Annotated in this window: 19 protein-coding genes and 1 riboswitch; of the genes, 1 reads left to right on the forward strand and 18 read right to left on the reverse strand. The window is 38.4% G+C overall.

The window, feature by feature from the left end:
- Nucleotides 1–175 precede the first annotated feature (175 nt).
- Nucleotides 176–361, reverse strand: a riboswitch (FMN riboswitch).
- A gap of 143 nt (nt 362–504) precedes the next feature.
- From RCJ95_RS03855 to RCJ95_RS03910, 12 genes are all read right to left on the reverse strand, one after another.
- Complete coding sequence (locus tag RCJ95_RS03855; RefSeq protein WP_312128593.1) at nt 505–1,791, reverse strand: RNA polymerase subunit sigma; 1,287 nt, start codon at nt 1,789–1,791, stop codon at nt 505–507.
- Nucleotides 1,788–2,321, reverse strand: a complete 534-nt coding sequence (gene sigX, locus RCJ95_RS03860) for an RNA polymerase sigma factor SigX (protein ID WP_446721915.1) — start codon at nt 2,319–2,321, stop codon at nt 1,788–1,790. Before sigX ends, RCJ95_RS03855 begins: the two co-directional genes overlap by 4 nt.
- A gap of 78 nt (nt 2,322–2,399) precedes the next feature.
- A complete protein-coding gene (locus RCJ95_RS03865) occupies nt 2,400–4,175 on the reverse strand; it encodes an ATP-binding protein (RefSeq protein WP_202341593.1) in 1,776 nt (591 codons plus the stop codon).
- A complete protein-coding gene (locus RCJ95_RS03870; protein ID WP_004232215.1) occupies nt 4,168–4,884 on the reverse strand; it encodes a response regulator transcription factor in 717 nt (238 codons plus the stop codon). Before RCJ95_RS03870 ends, RCJ95_RS03865 begins: the two co-directional genes overlap by 8 nt.
- Nucleotides 4,885–4,999: 115 nt before the next feature.
- Nucleotides 5,000–6,181 carry a c-type cytochrome biogenesis protein CcsB gene (gene ccsB / locus RCJ95_RS03875; RefSeq protein WP_305068587.1) on the reverse strand — a complete coding sequence of 394 codons (1,182 nt, stop codon included), beginning with the start codon at nt 6,179–6,181 and terminating at the stop codon, nt 5,000–5,002.
- Entirely contained in the window at nt 6,178–7,854 is a 1,677-nt protein-coding gene (resB, locus tag RCJ95_RS03880) for a cytochrome c biogenesis protein ResB (RefSeq protein WP_312128595.1), read from the reverse strand. The genes ccsB and resB overlap by 4 nt, the downstream gene beginning before the upstream one ends.
- A gap of 6 nt (nt 7,855–7,860) precedes the next feature.
- Nucleotides 7,861–8,400, reverse strand: a complete 540-nt coding sequence (gene resA, locus RCJ95_RS03885; RefSeq protein ID WP_004232210.1) for a thiol-disulfide oxidoreductase ResA — start codon at nt 8,398–8,400, stop codon at nt 7,861–7,863.
- Between the two features lie 317 nt (nt 8,401–8,717).
- Nucleotides 8,718–9,449: a pseudouridine synthase gene (locus RCJ95_RS03890; protein ID WP_004232209.1), complete on the reverse strand. Its 732-nt coding sequence runs from the start codon at nt 9,447–9,449 to the stop codon at nt 8,718–8,720.
- A gap of 301 nt (nt 9,450–9,750) precedes the next feature.
- Nucleotides 9,751–10,323 carry a hypothetical protein gene (locus RCJ95_RS03895; RefSeq protein ID WP_446721916.1) on the reverse strand — a complete coding sequence of 191 codons (573 nt, stop codon included), beginning with the start codon at nt 10,321–10,323 and terminating at the stop codon, nt 9,751–9,753.
- A gap of 118 nt (nt 10,324–10,441) precedes the next feature.
- Complete coding sequence (locus tag RCJ95_RS03900; RefSeq protein ID WP_221680477.1) at nt 10,442–11,512, reverse strand: D-alanyl-D-alanine carboxypeptidase family protein; 1,071 nt, start codon at nt 11,510–11,512, stop codon at nt 10,442–10,444.
- Nucleotides 11,513–11,583: 71 nt separating this feature from the next.
- On the reverse strand, nt 11,584–12,177 hold the full coding sequence (gene scpB / locus RCJ95_RS03905) for an SMC-Scp complex subunit ScpB (RefSeq protein ID WP_221680476.1): 594 nt from the start codon (nt 12,175–12,177) through the stop codon (nt 11,584–11,586).
- A complete protein-coding gene (locus RCJ95_RS03910) occupies nt 12,149–12,928 on the reverse strand; it encodes a segregation/condensation protein A (protein WP_004232198.1) in 780 nt (259 codons plus the stop codon). Before RCJ95_RS03910 ends, scpB begins: the two co-directional genes overlap by 29 nt.
- 55 nt (nt 12,929–12,983) lie before the next feature.
- Between RCJ95_RS03910 and RCJ95_RS03915 the strand changes: the two genes are divergently transcribed.
- Complete coding sequence (locus tag RCJ95_RS03915) at nt 12,984–13,490, forward strand: DUF309 domain-containing protein (RefSeq protein ID WP_221680475.1); 507 nt, start codon at nt 12,984–12,986, stop codon at nt 13,488–13,490.
- Here RCJ95_RS03915 and RCJ95_RS03920 read toward each other — a convergent pair.
- From RCJ95_RS03920 to spoIIAA, 6 genes are all read right to left on the reverse strand, one after another.
- Nucleotides 13,487–13,858 (reverse strand): GNAT family N-acetyltransferase, encoded by a 372-nt coding sequence (locus RCJ95_RS03920; protein WP_009370710.1) that lies wholly within the window; start codon nt 13,856–13,858, stop codon nt 13,487–13,489. The genes RCJ95_RS03915 and RCJ95_RS03920 overlap by 4 nt on opposite strands.
- Nucleotides 13,859–14,057: 199 nt before the next feature.
- A complete protein-coding gene (gene lysA, locus RCJ95_RS03925; RefSeq protein ID WP_446721917.1) occupies nt 14,058–15,377 on the reverse strand; it encodes a diaminopimelate decarboxylase in 1,320 nt (439 codons plus the stop codon).
- Nucleotides 15,378–15,589: 212 nt separating this feature from the next.
- Entirely contained in the window at nt 15,590–17,038 is a 1,449-nt protein-coding gene (locus RCJ95_RS03930) for a spore germination protein (RefSeq protein ID WP_312128598.1), read from the reverse strand.
- 15 nt (nt 17,039–17,053) lie between these two features.
- Nucleotides 17,054–17,797 carry an RNA polymerase sporulation sigma factor SigF gene (sigF, locus tag RCJ95_RS03935; RefSeq protein ID WP_004232183.1) on the reverse strand — a complete coding sequence of 248 codons (744 nt, stop codon included), beginning with the start codon at nt 17,795–17,797 and terminating at the stop codon, nt 17,054–17,056.
- Nucleotides 17,798–17,855: 58 nt separating this feature from the next.
- The gene (gene spoIIAB, locus RCJ95_RS03940; RefSeq protein WP_004232182.1) at nt 17,856–18,296 is read right to left on the reverse strand and encodes an anti-sigma F factor; all 441 of its coding nucleotides are present in this window, start codon (nt 18,294–18,296) and stop codon (nt 17,856–17,858) included.
- Entirely contained in the window at nt 18,289–18,642 is a 354-nt protein-coding gene (gene spoIIAA, locus RCJ95_RS03945) for an anti-sigma F factor antagonist (protein ID WP_004232181.1), read from the reverse strand. The genes spoIIAB and spoIIAA overlap by 8 nt, the downstream gene beginning before the upstream one ends.
- Nucleotides 18,643–18,724: the final 82 nt, after the last annotated feature.

The raw sequence follows: 18,724 nt of genomic DNA on the forward strand, positions 1-18,724 counted from the left end.
AAGGTGACGATCTTTCAATTGTTAGCACGAAAAAACCCTTATGCATGAAGAGCACAAGGGAGAAAGGCATGACGAATAAGCGTCAATTTAAACTATTTTTGAGCACCGTTTAAAAAGCCATACAAAAAAAGCGCTCGGTCATAGTTTATTTCATAACAATGAATGACGATCGTACCTCCATCTTCTCCCATCCAGACTTTAACTGTCGGCCTCGGAATCACACCAAGTCAGCCATGCAAATAAATTTGCACAGGTCGCGGGCTGAAGAGCGAAGCATAAACCATTCGAGTTAATGGAAACATTAACGGTTCACCACTCTATTACCGCCGGTCGGGATTTTCACCCTGCCCCGAAGATGAATCATATTATTTTATACTACAACCTTACTATAATTAATTATTAAGAAAAAGTAAATAGTTCTGCTTAAAAAAATCCGATTAGATTTGTATGTATTATAAAAATGGAGCATTCCATGTTACAGGGATGCTCCATTTTTGATTCTGACTAAGGCATAGATTGTTTATTTGGCCCCACAGGCTTTGGCAAATACGTTTTTAAATCGAATCCTTCCCAGCTTTCTTGGACCACATTATCTAAGCGTAATTGTTGGTCAAAGCTAGCAGCAGTTAACATCATAGCTTCAATCAATTGGGTAGCGCGAATCGGCTCCATCGATGCTAAATCTAAGGGAATATCGAATGTTACGACTACACCTTCCGCTTCCTCTTTCACGGTATATGTTACGTTTTCAGGAACCACTGTTACATAAACATCATCATTTTTGTTTTTCATTAGTGTAAGTGCCTCTGTAACATTAGCAAATGTTTGACGGAAATCTGGTGACAGATATTCTGCCCCATTACCATCTTGGTATAAATAATAATTAAAATGCTTAGCGTTTGTTAATGACATGGCTTGACTTGGCTCACCCTCTTGAGAAAACTCATAAGGTGTGCCATCTTCATTTTGAATCTCAACTTCCGTATATTCAGAATCCGAGAAGGTATCCTCTAAAGTCCCTTTGTATTCATTAACGGTAGCTGATGCAACATCATAGTCATTGTCCTTTGGTAAAACGTGGACAAGCTTGTCTTCCTTCTCCTTCAGTTCACCTTTAAAAGGATGATATTCCGTAAACCCTTTGGCTTCTTCATCTATTTGAGGAGCATATTTTTCATACATCTGTAAGGTAGAAGGCTTTTCTGTTCCAAAATCAGTTGCTACACGCTCATTTGGTATCACATATGTCATCGGAACACTTTCTGCATCGCGTCCTGCCAAACCAATACGGAAAACGACAGCATCTTTCACATCTTCCTCATAGACAGACGACCGTAAAGATAACATACGCTCATGCTCCGATACAATACTGGATTGAAGTGCCTCATCCTGGGTTGCTGCCTCTTTAGCAGAACGATCTTCCTGTAACGTAGCGTAATTAGCCTTTTCTGGCGTACTAGCGAGATCTTTTTGGCTAGCGCCATTATTCATGAACATGAAGCCAACGAGTACCGTTATCGCGAAAACTGCTGCTACACTCGTAAAAATCGGCATTTTTCGGAACTTTAAGCGTGATGGTCGTTCATCTTGAATTAAAGGTTTACTTTCTGGTTGTGCTTCTTCATTCTCTATAGGTTGTTGTATTGCTTCTTGAAGGTGACTATTATCCTGCAAGCGAGCATCTGCCATTAACCGATTTAATATTTCTTCTTTTGAACGGCGGTCAGAAAGCTTAGGGGCATTGTTCAAGACATGTTCAAGCTGTTCATCATCAAATGGCTTATGTGTCATTGCCGTTTCGCCTCCTGTTCTCTAATCGGCTGTAGCTGTTGCCTTAAAAATTTAATGGCTCGATGCTGGGTCGTTTTTACCTTAGCTTCTGTCCAATCTAGTATTTGCGCTGTTTCTGCAATCGATAAATCTTGAAAATAGCGCATTATAATGACCATTTTTTGGTCGCCTGTGCAGTTTTCAAGTGCTGAATCTACCTGCATAAATTCATCACTGGCCTGTAGCATATCTTCCGGTGATGGCGTGGTTGAATGGAGCTGTTCCGTTTCCCAGTCAAAGAAATCATGTGAATGCTTTTGACGTACAGCTTGCTTTCTAAAATGATCAATCGCTACATTTTTAGCAATAGCAAATAGCCAAGTTTTCTCACTACTATTCCCTGCAAATTGATCGTATGAGCGCAACACTCGTACATAAACTTCATGTGCTAAATCTTCGGCAAGTGTACGGTTTTTTACTAAATAGATTAAAAACTGAAACACGTCTTGGTGATATGCATCGTATAGTCGATGGAACACGGAGTCATTCAAAGCACTCCACCCCCGTTCTATAATATTTGTCGTCTTACATTCATAGAAGTTACAGCCAATTAATAGCAATACTTGTTATTAATCGAACGGTAAATAAAACGTGAAGGTCGTACCCTCTTTCAACACACTGTCTACCATAATATTACCTGAGTGTGCCTTCACAATATTTCTAGCGATGGCTAAGCCGAGACCAGTTCCACCCTTGGAACGAGTACGTGCCTTATCGGCTTTATAAAAACGTTCAAAGACATAGGGTAAGTCCTCTTGAGGAATGCCATGTCCTGTATCTTGAACAGATATTTTAGCAAATGTCGGCTCCTGCTCTACTTTCACAGACACAGACCCTTCATCTGTATGTCTAAGGGCATTGTCGACTAAATTTGTAAGCACTTGTTCAATGCGATCCTCATCTATATTAATCATGGCCTCGTCATTAAATTCACTTTCAAACAACAAACGAACGTGCTTTTCTTTTGCTACTTGTGAAAACTTTTGTGTAATACGTTCAAATGTAGAATTAATTGGTAATTCATCTTTATAAAGCGTCATATGCCCTGATTCCATGCGTGCCAAATCTAATAGATCTGTCACAAGGCGGCCCATTCGCTTCGATTCATCATAAATAATCTTGGTAATCTCATTTCGCTCTTCCTGATCCTGAATAAAATCGTCATCCATTAATGCTTCCGAGTAACCTTGAAGCATGGCAATCGGTGTTCGGAGCTCATGAGAGACATTGGCAATAAAATCGGATCTTAGTTTTTCTAAGCGATGCTGTTCAGTCATATCACGAATTACAGCCACAGCGCCACGTATCATTTCACCACTATAAAGGGGACTAATAGTAAATGTATAATAGCTGCCATCCATTTCAATTTCCTCTTCTAGTTTATCCTCAAACATCAGCACATGATCAAGCATATGATACAGCTCTGGCGGGATAGGTTTTGCACTTTGTGAGCCTTTATTCACAAACCACTTTTGCATTAGACGTTCAGCTGGTGGATTACTTAATAATATTGTACGATCCCGATTAAATGTAATCACTGCATCTGTCATGGATGTCAAAATATTAGAAAGCTGTTCGTTTTCTTGATTGATAACCTCTAAATTATGCTTTAATTGACGGCCCATTTGGTTGAAGGCAACGGCAAGCTGACCAATTTCGTCATTTTGGGTAGTAGGCATTTTTGCTTCAAAATTCCCTTTTGCAATTTCAAAAGCTAATTCACGCATTTTTCTTAATGGCGAAGTTATACGTGAAGAAAGGAAGAATGCGAAGAATGTCGTCAACACAAATGCTATGAAGGCTGCTAAAAAGACAATTTTCGTTGTTTCCTTAGACGTTTTATGTAGCGCATCTGGGCTTTGATAGATGAAGACAGCTCCATGTACTGCATTTTCCACATTTAAGGGAAAACCAAGTACGACATAAGATTCCATCTTTTCTTGATCAGTTGAAGATGGCATCATCATTTCTTTAATAATTGGTTCATCTGATTGAAACACTTCATGAAAAGATTTATTGGCTAAAATAGTATCTTGTATTTCTTTTTTGTTGACACCCTCTTGCATCGCAAAAGACACTTCAACATGACTGATTGCGATCAATGCATTGGTCCCTGTAGGTAAAATATCTTTTAATAATTCCGAGGTAGATTCGGCTGTTTCATTGTCATCTACTATACTTGCTACCGTTGCAGCTGTTTGTCGCAATGAAATTTCCGCTTGCTGCATATGGTAATTTTGAAGAAATTCAAGCATTAATACCGTGAAAACAAATAATACAAATGAAACGAGAAGCAATATGGTTACCCATAGCTTCCCGACAACACTATTCCATATTCTATTCATTGACAACCTCAAATTTGTATCCAACGCCCCAAACCGTCACAATCATTTTAGCAGCGTTTTCAGAAACTCGGTTGAGTTTTTCACGTAAACGTTTTACATGTGTGTCCACTGTACGTAAATCACCAAAGAAGTCATAATGCCATACCTCTTTTAGTAGTTGTTCACGGTCAAATACTTTGTCTGGTGATTTCGCTAAAAAGTACAGCAATTCATACTCTTTCGGTGTTAAATTAACCTCAATGCCCTCTGCAGTCACACGGTGTGCATCATGATCAATCATTAAGTGTTGGAACACCACTAAATCTTTTGAAGAAGACGCATTAGTGGTTGGTGAGAAAGCCTGTGAACGACGTAAAATAGCCTTCACACGTAACACAACCTCACGAGGACTAAATGGTTTTACGATATAGTCATCTGCACCAAGCTCAAAGCCTTGTACACGGTTTGCTTCTTCGCCTTTGGCAGTTAATAAAATAATTGGCGTTGCTGCGCGCTCTCGAATTTCTGCACACACTTCTAGCCCATCTTTTTCAGGCATCATAATATCAAGTAAAATACAGTGATACTCTTTTTCTAAAGATTTCTCGATCGCTTGTTCTCCATTTTCGGCCTCGTCAACAAGGTATCCTTCTCGCTCAAGATACATTTTTAATAAGCGGCGAATACGATCCTCGTCATCTACTACTAATACTGAAATATTTTCTGACACTTTCACGATCCCTCTCTTCCAATCTTTCTCTAACTTCTATTGTACATGGTGTGACACATATTGAAAAGAAAAGAAAGCCTCTTCGCTACAGCGAAAAGGCTTGTTGCTTCACAGGTTATGCGTAGGAGTGTAAACCTGCAAGAATTAAGTTAACAGCAATTAGATTGAATAAAATAATCCCAAAACCAATTAGTGCTAACCAAGCAGATTTTCGACCTTCCCAGCCTTTTGATAGACGTAAATGCAGGAATGCTGCATAGAATAACCATGTAATAAGAGCCCATACTTCTTTTGGATCCCAACCCCAGAAACGACTCCAAGCAATTTGTGCCCAAATCATCGCAAAGATTAAAGCACCAAGGGAGAATACAGGGAAACCAATCAGCACTGAACGATAACCAATTTCATCAAGTAATTGTAAATTGACACGTTTAACAAGTGGTTGGAAAATGGCACTAATTCGACGGCGAGCAATTAAACGAATTAATAAATACAACACAGATCCTACCATTAATGACCAAACAACAGTTGTTAATTTTTTAGCATTAATTAACGCTGGCATTTCTACTAATGGTGACATGCCATGTTCTTCTATCACTTCATATTCATTCATACCGAATACTGGAGGTAAATTGTAAATAATTTTACGAGTAGTTCCTTCTTTATCCACATAATTATAGCTAGACTCATAATCCATAGCACTAAATGTAGATGTTACCGCAACAAATCCAATAACTACTACAAGACAGTACATGACTGCTTCTAACCAAAAACGTTGTTTAGAGGGCTTTGTTAAATCTACTACTTTTAATAAGTAAATAAGTCCTGCCACAGCACTAATGGCTAAAATAGATTGCCCTAATGCTGCTGTAATAACGTGAATTGTTAACCAATGACTTTGTAATGAAGGCACTAATGGACTTACTTCTTTCGGGAACATTGCTGCATAAGCAATAATTAAAAGCGCTACAGGTAATGCCACTAATCCAAGTGCAGTCAAACGATAAATAAAATAAATTAAGATAAACGCGCCAACAATGAACATACCAAAGGCAGTTGTAAATTCAAACATATTACTTACTGGCGCATGTCCTGTATAAATCCAACGCGTAATAAAATAGCCAAGCTGTGATAGGAAACCAATAATAGTAACCACAATGGCAAGCTTGCCCCATTTGCCAGTATTTTTACCAGTAGCATTACCTTGCTTAATTGAACCACCAAATAATAATGTCGCAACTAGATAAGCAATAAACGCTACAAATAGTAAGTTTCCACTTAAGTCAATCAAACTCATAAGGTGTTGTCACCTTCCTTTTCTTTAATGCCACCATTAGTGGACTCTTCGCCAGCCTCATCTTTCTCTAACTGATCTTTATACGGAGGCAATGCAGCAAATGTTGTAACAGCATCTAAATCCTTTTTCATGCTGAACATATTTTTGTTGACATGGGCAGCCATTAACACACGGCCGTCTGGTTCCACTTGAAGCCATAAACGACGATGATTCCAGTAAGAGCCAATGGCAACACCGATCATAAAGATGACCCCACCAACAAACAGAATAGGGATGGTGCTATCTTTTCGCACCGTAATACCTGACATATCACGCATCTCTGCACTAGCAAATTTCATTCTATATTTATTTTCACCCAGTGGTTCTAAAGGAGGCTGCATAATTTCAACAAAGCTTACTTCTCCTTCAGGTGTTTCTGGTGTAGTCATTTTAAATAAAAATGCAGGATTATTTGGAATAGACGTTTTTGTCTGAGGTTCACCATTTTCAAATCCATCAAAATCAGGTGTATAGACAAGAATTTGAACGGATGAACCATTCCCTAAATCATATTCTTTTTTAGGATTTGTTAAATCAATCTCTACCTTACCTAATGATTTCTCTGTCGTCTTATTAATTAATTCAAAGTTCATCTGTTTTAATTCATTTAGACGATAATCCATCTGGTAAAGAGCAAAGCCATCTTCTTTCAAAGGATGGTTTACACGAATGGAATAGTCTTTTACTTTTTCTAGATTTTCCGTATCCCCAGGCAATGCGTCTTCAGGTTGCTTGTATAGTGTAATATCGGTTTGGAAGTTTTTAGCCACTACATTCACACCCTGTTTAACTTGCTCACCTTGAGGTGTATTATCATGTGTTTCTAAAACAAAATCACGGTTTTCAATGAAATAGCCTTCCATTCCAGTGATAGCACGTGTTTCACCTTCACGCACCCATATCGATTCATCAACATAGAATCCTGGGACTAGACGTAGCATGACCCCACCTAAAAAAATGATGAGACCTACATGGTTTATGTACGGACCGTAACGAGAAAAGCGTCCTTTTTCAGCTAAGAGAGCGCTACCATCTCGACGAACAGAATACTTCATCTCAGTCATTTTTTGAGCCACTTTATCAAGCGTTTCCTCCGCACTCGTTGACACTTGTCCTTCTGCAACAATACGCTGACGCTTCATAAAGCTTTCATGTCTTTTAACACGTTGATTCTTTAATGATTTGTAAAGTGGAATGCCTCGGTCAAGACTTGCCACTATAATTGATACCGCTAGCATACCAACCAAAATCTGGAACCACCATGAGCTATATAAATCCGAAAGCCCCAGCGTATAATAGATTTTACCGAATGTACCATATACGTCTGCGTAGTAAGCCCCCTTCTCCATATCAGAAGCTTTTACGTAAAACTCTTGTGGTAGTAATGTTCCGACTGAAGCAGCAATTAATGTGATAATAATTAAGGATATACCCACTTTAACACTTGAGAAGAAATTCCATATTTTATCAACAAATGATTTGTTATATGTTTTGGAGCGAATGGCCATACCATCATAGCGCATATCAACAACCTTATTTTGTTTTTCTTCTTCAGTTAAAGGACGACCACATTTCTCACAAAGCTTCGTGCCGTATGGATTACTATGACCACAAGCACAAATGATTTTTTCCATCGTCATTTACTCCTTATTTGGCTTCACTAATTCCATGTACGAAGCAATATCTTTCTCCGTCATTTCACCTGTAATAATTTTGGCCACTTTGCCTTCTGGATCAATTAGCACTGTTGCAGGTAATTGTCCTACATTATAAGCAGTCATAACACTTTTTGTTTTGTCGATAACTACTGGAAATGACAACCCATATCGATCGACAAAATTCTGTACTTCAAAATCTGTTTGAGCAATATTAACAGCTAATGTTTGTACACCGTGATCTTTAAATTCTTGATACTGATTGTCCATTGCGGGCATTTCTTTCTCACAAGGCTTACACCAAGTTCCCCAGAAATTTAAAAATACCCCTTGTCCTTTATAATCCGACAATTTATGTTTTTCACCGTTTAAATCTACTAACGTGAAGTCAGGTGCCTCAGAGCCCACTGCTACTAACTCTACTTTTTCCTTTGTTGCTGTTCCATATACTGTGTACCCGATTGCCAACGCTAACACAGCTAAAATGACAGTTCGCAGTACAAGACGCTTTTTCTTTTTCTCCAAGTTAATAAACCCCCTATCAATTACGGCTTGCGTTGTTTTTACATATTGAAGAGACAAATAGAACTTTTTCACTCTCTATACGTCTATAAGTATGTAAAAACTTCTTTCACATTGACGTCAACAATACCGGATTAAATGTGTTACAGCTTATTTGAACAAACTGCTACTAGGTGTACTATTCTCACCTATTATAGCAAAATGATACAAAAACACTTAGCTATTAATTATGAATGATTTATGAACGATTTCACCACAAAGAAAGTGTAAACATCCAAATACCTCTTGTGGTATCCACACTTTCTTCTAGCAAAATTGCATTAATCAAGCTTTCCTGTTTCTGCTAACACACGTAGTTGCTTTACTTCATGCTTTGATAATTCACGGTATTCTCCTGGAGCAAGGCCAAATAAATCTAAGAAAGCAAAGCGTTCGCGTTTTAATTTAACAACGGGTGTTCCAATCGCTTCAAACATACGACGAACTTGGCGATTGCGCCCTTCATGAATCGTGATTTCACAAATAGCTTTGCCCGCTTTTTCATCGAAAGATGTCATACTTACCTTAGCAGGTGCTGTCTTACCATCCTCTAATTTGATCCCTCGTTGAAGCTTTTTAAGCCCTTCAATTGTTGGCACACCTTTGACACGAGCGATATATGTTTTGTCAATTTTAAATTTCGGATGTGTCAACATATAGGAAAATTCTCCATCATTTGTCAATAGCAATAATCCAGATGTATCATAATCAAGACGACCAACTGGGAAAATACGTTGCGGAATATGATGAAATAAATCTGTGACAGTTTTGCGTCCTTTATCATCTGTAACTGCAGAAATTGTTCCACGTGGTTTGTAAAGCAAGAAATATACCTTATCTTCTTTTTCTAGTTTCACACCTTCTACTTCAATTGTATCGGAATTAGATACCTTTGTTCCTAACTCACGAACCACTACACCATTTACTTTAACTTTACCTTCTAAAATCAATTGCTCTGCCTTGCGCCTTGACGCAACACCTGCATAGGCAATGACCTTTTGTAATCTTTCCATTTTTTCACCTCTAGTTTTCTTTCACATTGACACGTTCGTCATCATTCGATTTCGATCCAATGAATAGGGTTATTTTTCCCGCTAATCTGTGAAAATTATGTCATACTTTTAGACATTATTAAAGAAAAACAAATTTCACATTTTTTAATTGAGTATTCCGACTAATTTCTCATTCGCTAATTTCTTAACATTGAACCTACTTTTTGTTTTATTTACTTGCAGTATACTCATTTGACAAAAAGGTGATGCGATTCGTAAAACCTTTATTTTTACAGACAAAAAAGCTACCATTCGGCAGCTTTTATTTGTATACATTTTCAATTGTTAGGCCACGTTGATTTAACTCATTGGCTATATAGTTTTTAGCCAGTATCATGTTGCCTGCCAAAGGTTCTTTAATTGTAGAACCATCTTGAAATGTAAAAACCAGATGATCAGGCTTTGTCACACCGCTTTTTTCTAGATTAACCTGCTCAACTTTCACTATTTCTTCCCACTCGACAAAATTTACTTTTAAACTAAATAATGGATTCATATGAATACCTCTTGAATCTATCCATTTATAAGTATTAAAGCTTAATGCGATGAAACCTACGGCAATTAATAAGGAAGTAGATACTAGACCACGTTTTATATTCTTTCTTTTTTTCGTTTTAGGTATGATCAAATAATTGATTAGTAGTACGAGGGCCATAACAAATAAAGAGACCATAAAGATAATATAAGCATTAAAATAAGGTGCAAAATAATAAAATTCATTAGGTCGATATAGTATCTCTTGAATTGGATATAGTAGAATGACAGGGACAATTAAACTTGATAAGAATAAGATAATGATTAGACCAAACTGAATTTGCCTACCATTACTTTCCATAGAAGCATTCCTCAATTTCCTCACCATCTTTCCGAAAATTAAGAATTTTACATTCATTATCATTTTACCAAATTTAATAGCAATTAATCAAATAATGTAAAAAATCAGCAAATCGTTTTTAACGATCCGCTGATTCAACTTTTACTGGTGTTGCATAAATACGTTCTTCTCCAATAAAGATCGACAAGACTGCTTCTTGGCGTTTCCTTGAAACATGTAATACTTGCCTCACCTGTTCTTTTTCCTCTTTATTTAACTGTAGTCGAACGGGCTCTTGTAAACGAATAGCCAACTTTTTATTGACATTGTATTTACCCTTTTTCACTACTGTTTCAAGACTATAATCTTGCCATACTTTATTGGATAAGCCTCGATGTACATTCCAATCGTCTGATTCATTTAATGTAACGACAATGCAGATTTGCCCATCCTTTTGAAAGGCCGTTGCAAGTGTTCGTCCAGCAACCTTAGTAAAGCCCGTTTTTCCAGCGAAAGCAGTACCAGTGGCTGACTTTAAGGAACTTACAGGCTGTTCTGTCTCATCATCTATATCTGCCGCCATTCCTGAGCCTTCTCTTAATAGTCGGTGTTTATTTTCCCATAGCATTCCATTTACTGTATTTGCCCGATAAAGTACCGTTGAAGCAATTTTCTCAAATGTTTTATTTTGCAAAGCAAGTCTTAACATCTCAGCAGTATCTCTTGCAGACGATAAATGCTCATCATGATGAAGACCAGAAGGATTCATAAAGACGGTATTGGTAAGACCTGCAATAACAGCTCTTTCATTCATTAATTTGACAAAACCCTCTAGAGACCCTCCTACATGTTCGGCTAAAGCTGTTGCAGCATCATTGCCGGAACGTAGCATTAAGCCGTACAATAACGTTTCAACTGTCACCGTTTCACCAGCCTGTAAGTAAATAGAACTCCCCTCAGCCATAGCAGCCTTCGGAGATATGACAACTTCTTCCTGCAAGTCACTATTTTCAATTGCCACAAGTGCTGTCCAAATTTTCGTTAGACTAGCAATAGGTAATCGTTCATCGCTATTGGACCCTATTAAAATCCGTCCAGTCTCGCCATCTAAGACAGCATAGCCGCTTCCTCCTCTTGCTAAACTAGTCTGAGGAAGCATTACCATTAACACAATGATCATAAACAGTGTTAAACGAAATAACCGAAGCAAGGAGCCACTCCTTATTCAATGTGATAGGAAATTATAGATATTATTTATGTTGAAGACAACGCATTATAACATTATTTTGCCACACTAAATGTTTCTTGGAATTTGGTCATAAATAAATCTGTTTCTTGTTCTGTTTCAACAAGATCCTCCTCAGGTAGAGGAGGCATTTCTTCTATACTATTTAAGCCAAAATAATGTAAAAACTCTTTTGTTGTTCCATATAAGATGGCACGTCCAGTCCCTTCTGACCGACCTACCTCTTTAATTAATCCTCGCGAAACTAACGTCTGGATTGGACGCTCACACTTGACACCGCGCAAATCTTCTATCGCTACACGTGTAATGGGCTGTTTGTATGCCACTATTGCCAACACTTCGAGGGAGGCCTGGGATAAGGATTGCGCAGTTGGATTTTCTACTAATCTTTGAATCGTATCGGCAAACTCAGATTTTGTAATGAGCTGATAGACGCCTGCAATTTCTTTCACCGTAATTCCTCTTGCTAAATCTTCATCATACGCTTCCCTTAATGTATTCATTGTTTGAAGGATCAACTCTTCCTGTTCTCCTAAAAGTTGTGAGAGTTGTTTAATCGTTAAGCCATCATCTCCCACAACAAACAATAAGGCTTCAATTCTACTCTGTAACATTGATGTTTTCGTCATCTTCCCATTCCTCCTTCTGTAAGGTAACCGTTAATTCTTCAAAGTTACCATCTTGCTCTACGATGACGACCTGACGTTTCATCAGTTCAAGAAGAGATACAAACGTCAGAATAAGTGTTGGCTTATCTTCATAGGGAAAAAGCTCGAAAAATGATGCACGTCCACCTGTTAATCGTAACGAATCCACAACAGAGCGCATTTGATCTCTTACTGATCGCTCCTGCCTTGCTACAGTAGTTTTTAATGGTTTTTTTAATTTTTTGCGACGCATCAATTTTTGAAATGCGCCAAGCATATCATAGATATTCACATTCAAATCAAATAAAGCCATCTGTTCTTCTGAGGCTAATCCTGTTAAATCAGCAGGTGGCCTCGTAAATACCTGTGCTCGGTCTGTTTCAAGCTCCTGCAAATTACTAGCTGCTTCTTTGTATTTTTTATATTCGATTAAGCGTTGCACCAGTTCTTCACGAGGGTCAGGGCCGTCCACTTCTAATTCTGCGTCCTCCATCTCTCCTTCGTGAATTGGCAATAACATGCGGCTTTTAATTGCCAGTAACGTTGCTGCCATCACTAAATATTCACTTGCTTCATTTAACTCTAGTACTTGCATTGCGTGTATATGGTCGATATATTGTTGTGTAATTTCAGCCATTGGGATATCATAGATATCAATTTCCAATCTGTGAATTAAATGCAATAATAAATCAAGAGGCCCTGAAAAGGCTTCTAATTTTACTTCATAAGACATTATTTTACCACCCTGAGATTCTATGTTCTTTAAGTATAGTGGAAAGGAGTCCAAAATGCATCCACAGCATCATACTTTATTTATAGATTACTGTGCCTATTTTAATGGCAATCAAGATTTTTTTGAATGCCATGAAGTGCTAGAGGAATATTGGAAGGAAATTGCACCTGGCGATAAAATGCATCCACTTGTCGGCTATGTGCAGCTGGCAACAGGTTTCTATCATTGGCGACGTGGTAACAACACTGGTGCTATACGAATACTAGAAAAAGCACTTCATAACTTTCAAGAAAATGAAGGGCATGTTTTTTTCCAAGAAATTGATTATCTTGAACTCCTAACACAAATAACAAAAGCTATCACTTCGATTAAAACGGGCAAGTCCTTTCAAACTTTCCAGCTCCCTCTTTCACCTCACTTGCTGGATTTAGCCCTAGCACGTATAAAGCTTTTGCCATCAAATAGCTCAAATTATCTTCTTCATAAACATATGCTTCGAGATCGCTCACATATTCTTGCAGAGCGACAAGAAAGCAAACAAAGAAAAAGCAGACGTTGTTAATCGTCTGCTTTTTCATCGATACAATGAATACATTTTTGAACAAAACTACGTGTTTCATCTGTAGCACGCATACTTTCATATTGGCCAAGTTCCGCCACTTCTTGAAGCATCTCCGTTGCTACTCCCTCTCCCCTATAGGAAGGGATCACCGACACGTGTTGGATTGTAGCTATATTATGCTCGTCAACAACAAGCCCTACAATGCCAACATATTCATCATTCTTTTTCCATAAGTATAAAACCCAATTATCGTCATTTTCATAGGAGTGGATGGTTTCTGTAAGCTTTTTTACGTCTTTTTCGTTAGGCATAAATGAAAGTAGCCCCATTGCTATTTTCTCTAAAGCTTTTTTATATCGAATTAACATATTTGTCTATTCCCTCTTTTTCTAGCTGTACATAATCTTTGACTATCCTACACGATTTGTACTTTTACCGCAAGCCAATTTCTGTCTTACGAACCAGGTCCGAGAATACCTTTCGACGCCAACACCCAATAGACTACGCCCCATAATAAAATAAATGTTGTAATGGACGCTAGTAATACCCACTTATTTTTCCTCAAATTTACTCACCCTTTTTTAAAGTTAGCGGGAGATCGTTCTGCACAATATCTTCATAACTTTCGCGGCGAATAGCTAGTTGATGCTGTCCATCCTCTACAAATACAACTGCAGGTCTTGGCACACGATTATAGTTACTAGCCATCGAATAACCATACGCACCTGTACAGAAGATGGCTAACACATCACCTGAAGCAGCATCTTGTAGTTTAGCATCAATAATTAATTTATCGCCAGATTCACATAATTTACCAGCAACTGTATAGAGCTCATCTTTCGGCTCGTTCGCCTTACTTGCGATGACTGCCTCATACTTAGCGTCGTATAATGCGGGACGGATATTATCGCTCATACCTCCATCAACAGCAATATATTTTCGCACATCTGGCACAGTTTTTTGTGAACCGATTGTATAAAGAGATGTTCCTGCATCACCTACAAGTGATCGACCTGGTTCAATCCAAATTTCCGGCATCTTCAGTCCAAGAACAGTTGCTTTATTTTTGACAACTGTAATCATATCCTCTACATATACTTGTGGTTCAAGCGGTGCATCTTCTTCAGTATAACGAATACCAAAGCCCCCACCTAAGTTTAACACAGTACATGTAAATCCGTGAGTCTTGTTCCAATCAGAAATTTTGTCAATCAATTTTTCTCCAGCCAATCCAAAACCTGCAGTGTCAAAAATTTGTGAGCCAATATGGCAATGTAAACCAAGTAGCTCTAGGAATTCATGGTTAAATGTTTGTTGGAATGCTTCATCTGCTTGACCATTGTTTAAGTCAAAGCCGAATTTTGAATCTGCTTGACCTGTCGTGATGAAATCATGCGTATGTGCTTCAACACCTGGTGTAACACGTAATAATATACGCATTTTTTGCTGACGGCGCTCCGAAATATCTTTTAAAAGCTGTATTTCATAGAAATTATCTACAACAATACATCCAATCTTGGAGTCAAAAGCTAGCTCTATTTCAGCAATGCTTTTATTGTTACCATGAAAATGAATGCGCTCTGTAGGGAAACCTGCCTTTAAGGCCGTAAATAATTCTCCACCAGATACAACATCCAATGATAAATTTTCTTCTGCTGCTAATTGATACACCGCTACACATGCAAATGCTTTTGAAGCATAAGCTACTTCTGCTTTTACACCTAGTTTTTTAAACGTATCGATAAAGCTGCGTGCACGCTTACGAATAAGTGCCGTATCATACACGAAAAGTGGTGTACCATACTCTTTTGCTAGCTCTAATGTGTCTACCTGTCCAATTGTTAAATGACCATCTTCAGAAATCGCTTGTGTTCCATATAAATGCATGTGCATCTCTCCCTTTTCACATCGTTCCATCTTGTTATTTTTACGGTTTGAAAGTGGAATCGTTCTTTACTATATTAGAACCATTCCATCAAAAAAATTATTTCCTTCAAATGTATAGTTCTTGCTTTTTCTTGAATGAAAATAATTTTTGCAAAAATCACAAAATACTATATGTGAACTTTATCACATGAAAAAAACGAGTGCAACGGCTCCTATGATCTTTTTCGCTGTTTGGAAGCGACTACATAAGGTCTTAGTGCATCCGCTGTCATTGGGAAACGAATAATGACGCGAAGCATTGCGGTTGGAAAGAATGGAACAAGCGGCCATAAATAAGGTGCCTGCATTGGTCGTAATGAACATAAATACGTAAACAATAAAAATAAACCAATAAATAACCCATTGACACCCCAGAGACCCGTCATCAGAAGTAACAGTAACCTAAAAATTTTAATGGAGATACTAAGCTCATAGGATGGAATAATGAAAATAAGAATGGCTGCAACTGCTGTATAGAGAACCACCTCTGAAGAGAATAATCCAACATCAATCGCAATTTGACCAATGATTACCCCCGCAACCAACCCCATCGCTGTGGACAATGGTGACGGAGTATGAATGGCGGCCATCCTCAAAAACTCTATTCCAATATCTGCAATCAAAATTTGTAGTAATAAAGGGACATGCGATTTCTCCTCTGTTCCTAAAAAGGAGAGGGCATCTGGAAGTAGGGATTCATTCGTTGCAAATACATACCACAATGGCAATAAAAGTAAACCCATTACAGAGCCAAAATATCGCATAAAACGTACAAACGTCCCTACTGTGGGTGCCTGACGATATTCCTCTGCATGTTGCAATAAATGAAACACTGTAACAGGTACTAAAATAACGGATGGAGAAGTATCGACTAATATAGCTATATGCCCTTCAAGCAGATGAGCTGCAGCAATATCGGGTCTCTCCGTATAACGTACAAATGGAACTGGGTGGAACTTTTGTTTAAATAGCCATTCTTCTAATGATTTATCGGCCATCGTCAAGCCATCATGATTTATTTGTCCAAGACGCTGTCGTATACTTTCGAGCATATCTTCATTGGCAACATCCTTCATAAACGCGATCGCCACGTCGGTTTGACCGATTTTGGATATTTTATGTAGCTCGAAACGTAGATTACTATTACGAATTCGCCTACGTATTAAGGCTGTGTTTTGAGAAATCCCTTCTGTAAAGCCATCTCTTGATCCACGGATAACTTTTTCATTATCTGGCTCTTCTGGAGAACGCCCTGGATAGTTTCTAAGCTCTGCAACATAGCAATAGCCACTTTTAGTAATAAAGGTGACTTGTCCACTTAAAATGGCTAGTAAATAGGCTTTACGCTCTGTTTCTTCTGAACGTCCATGGAAATTAAAGTAAGACTCAAAATATTCCTTCTCATCCTCTACATCAATTTCAATGTCCTCATCAGGAAGCATGCTAGACAGTAACTGTGTTAAAGCTTCTCCATCTACAAGCCCGCTAATATATGCACAAAGGACCGGCAAATCTTTGACATATAAGTGTTTAATACCAACGTCAAACGATTCGCCGTCACCAAATTGTTCTATAAGAAAATCTTCGGCTTCTTCTAAGCTGTTAAATAATTTATTTGTCATGCTGTCACCATTTTCTTAGATGTCTTTTTTTATTACTTCCTGCTCCACTGTTGCACTTGTTGCCATCCAACTTTTCAGCTGGGCAAGGATTTTTTTCTCTAAACGGGAGACCTGTACCTGCGAAATACCTAATCTATTTGCAATTTCAGTTTGCGTGCAATCTGAAAAATAGCGAAGATATATGATAGACTGCTCTCTTGGCTCAAGTCTCGTTAGTACTTCTTTCAATGGGATGTAATCAAAGGGTTGCTCGGATTTTTCATCCTTCATTTGATCCATTAGTGTAATGGAATCCCCCTCACTCTCATACAATTGCTCATGAAGAGAGGCAGGGTCTCTCAGTGCATCGGATGCGGTAACAATTTCCTCTGTTGTCACACCAAGCACCTGAGCAAGCTCTTGAATGGTTGGTGGATGTTCGTTCTTTTTAATAAATTCATCTGTAGCATGACGGATTTTAAAATTGAGCTCACGAATAGAGCGGCTCACCTTCACCATGCCATCATCCCTTAAAAAGCGCTGAATTTCTCCAATGATCATCGGTACAGCATAGGTTGAAAATTTCACATCATAGGTTAAATCAAATTTATCCACAGATTTCATGAGCCCTATGCAGCCAATCTGGAATAAATCCTCAAGCTCAACACCTCTCGTTGTAAAACGTTGAACAATGGACCACACAAGTCTCGTATTGCCTTCTACCATTCGTTTACGAGCCTCGTGATCGCCCTGCTGTGCGCGTGCAATTAAATCACGCATTTCCTCCTGAGACAATAGCTTATCGGACGACTGTTCTAACGGCTTCACGGATTTAACCTCACATTACCGCTGTGCGAACTGTGTAAAATTTCTTCGTGAATGTTACAGTTGTTCCTTCTTGCCATTTTGATATAACTGTCAGCTGATCTGAGAAGCTATCCATAATCGTGAAGCCCATACCCGAACGCTCCATCATACTTTTTGTTGTAAATAATGGTTCCATCGCTCGACTAACGTCTTCAATTCCTATCCCTTTATCCATGACAGACACTGTCACAATATCATCCTCACGTTTAGCATGAACTGTCACAACACCCTTACCATCTTCTTCATAGCCATGAATAATAGCATTGGAAACTGCTTCTGAGACAACTGTTTTAAATTCTGATAGCTCATCAATAGTTGGGTCTAATTGTGCAATAAAGCCTGTAACAGCTACACGCGCTAAAGCTTCATTTTCACTAAGTGCCAAAAAAGTTAATGTCATTTCGTTATCCATTTACAATCCCCCTTACGCGATCAATCGCTTGTTCCTCTGTTGCATCCATCATCCACGGTCCTAACCCTGAAAATTGAAATACTTTTCGCATTGTTGGCGATGGATTCAATAATATAGTTCGCCCAGCAACTGCCTCTAACTCACGCATACGACCAAGCACTAAACCAACTCCCGAACTATCCATGAAAGATAGTCCTTCCAAGTTCCAAATGATAGTCGTCACAGTGCCTTGAAAAATTGCTGCAGAAATTTTCGCTCGAATTTGTTCAACGGCATGATGATCGAGCTCCCCAAACAAACGTATAACGACTGTCTCTCTTGTGACCATTTCTAATTGATAATGCATGAACATCGCCTCCTCCTCGTGCAATTCCACATTCAATAGGTTGAATCCTTGTGGCTGACAGAACTAGTGCAAAGTCTTCTGA

This window comes from Lysinibacillus sp. BSL11, assembly GCF_052928325.1.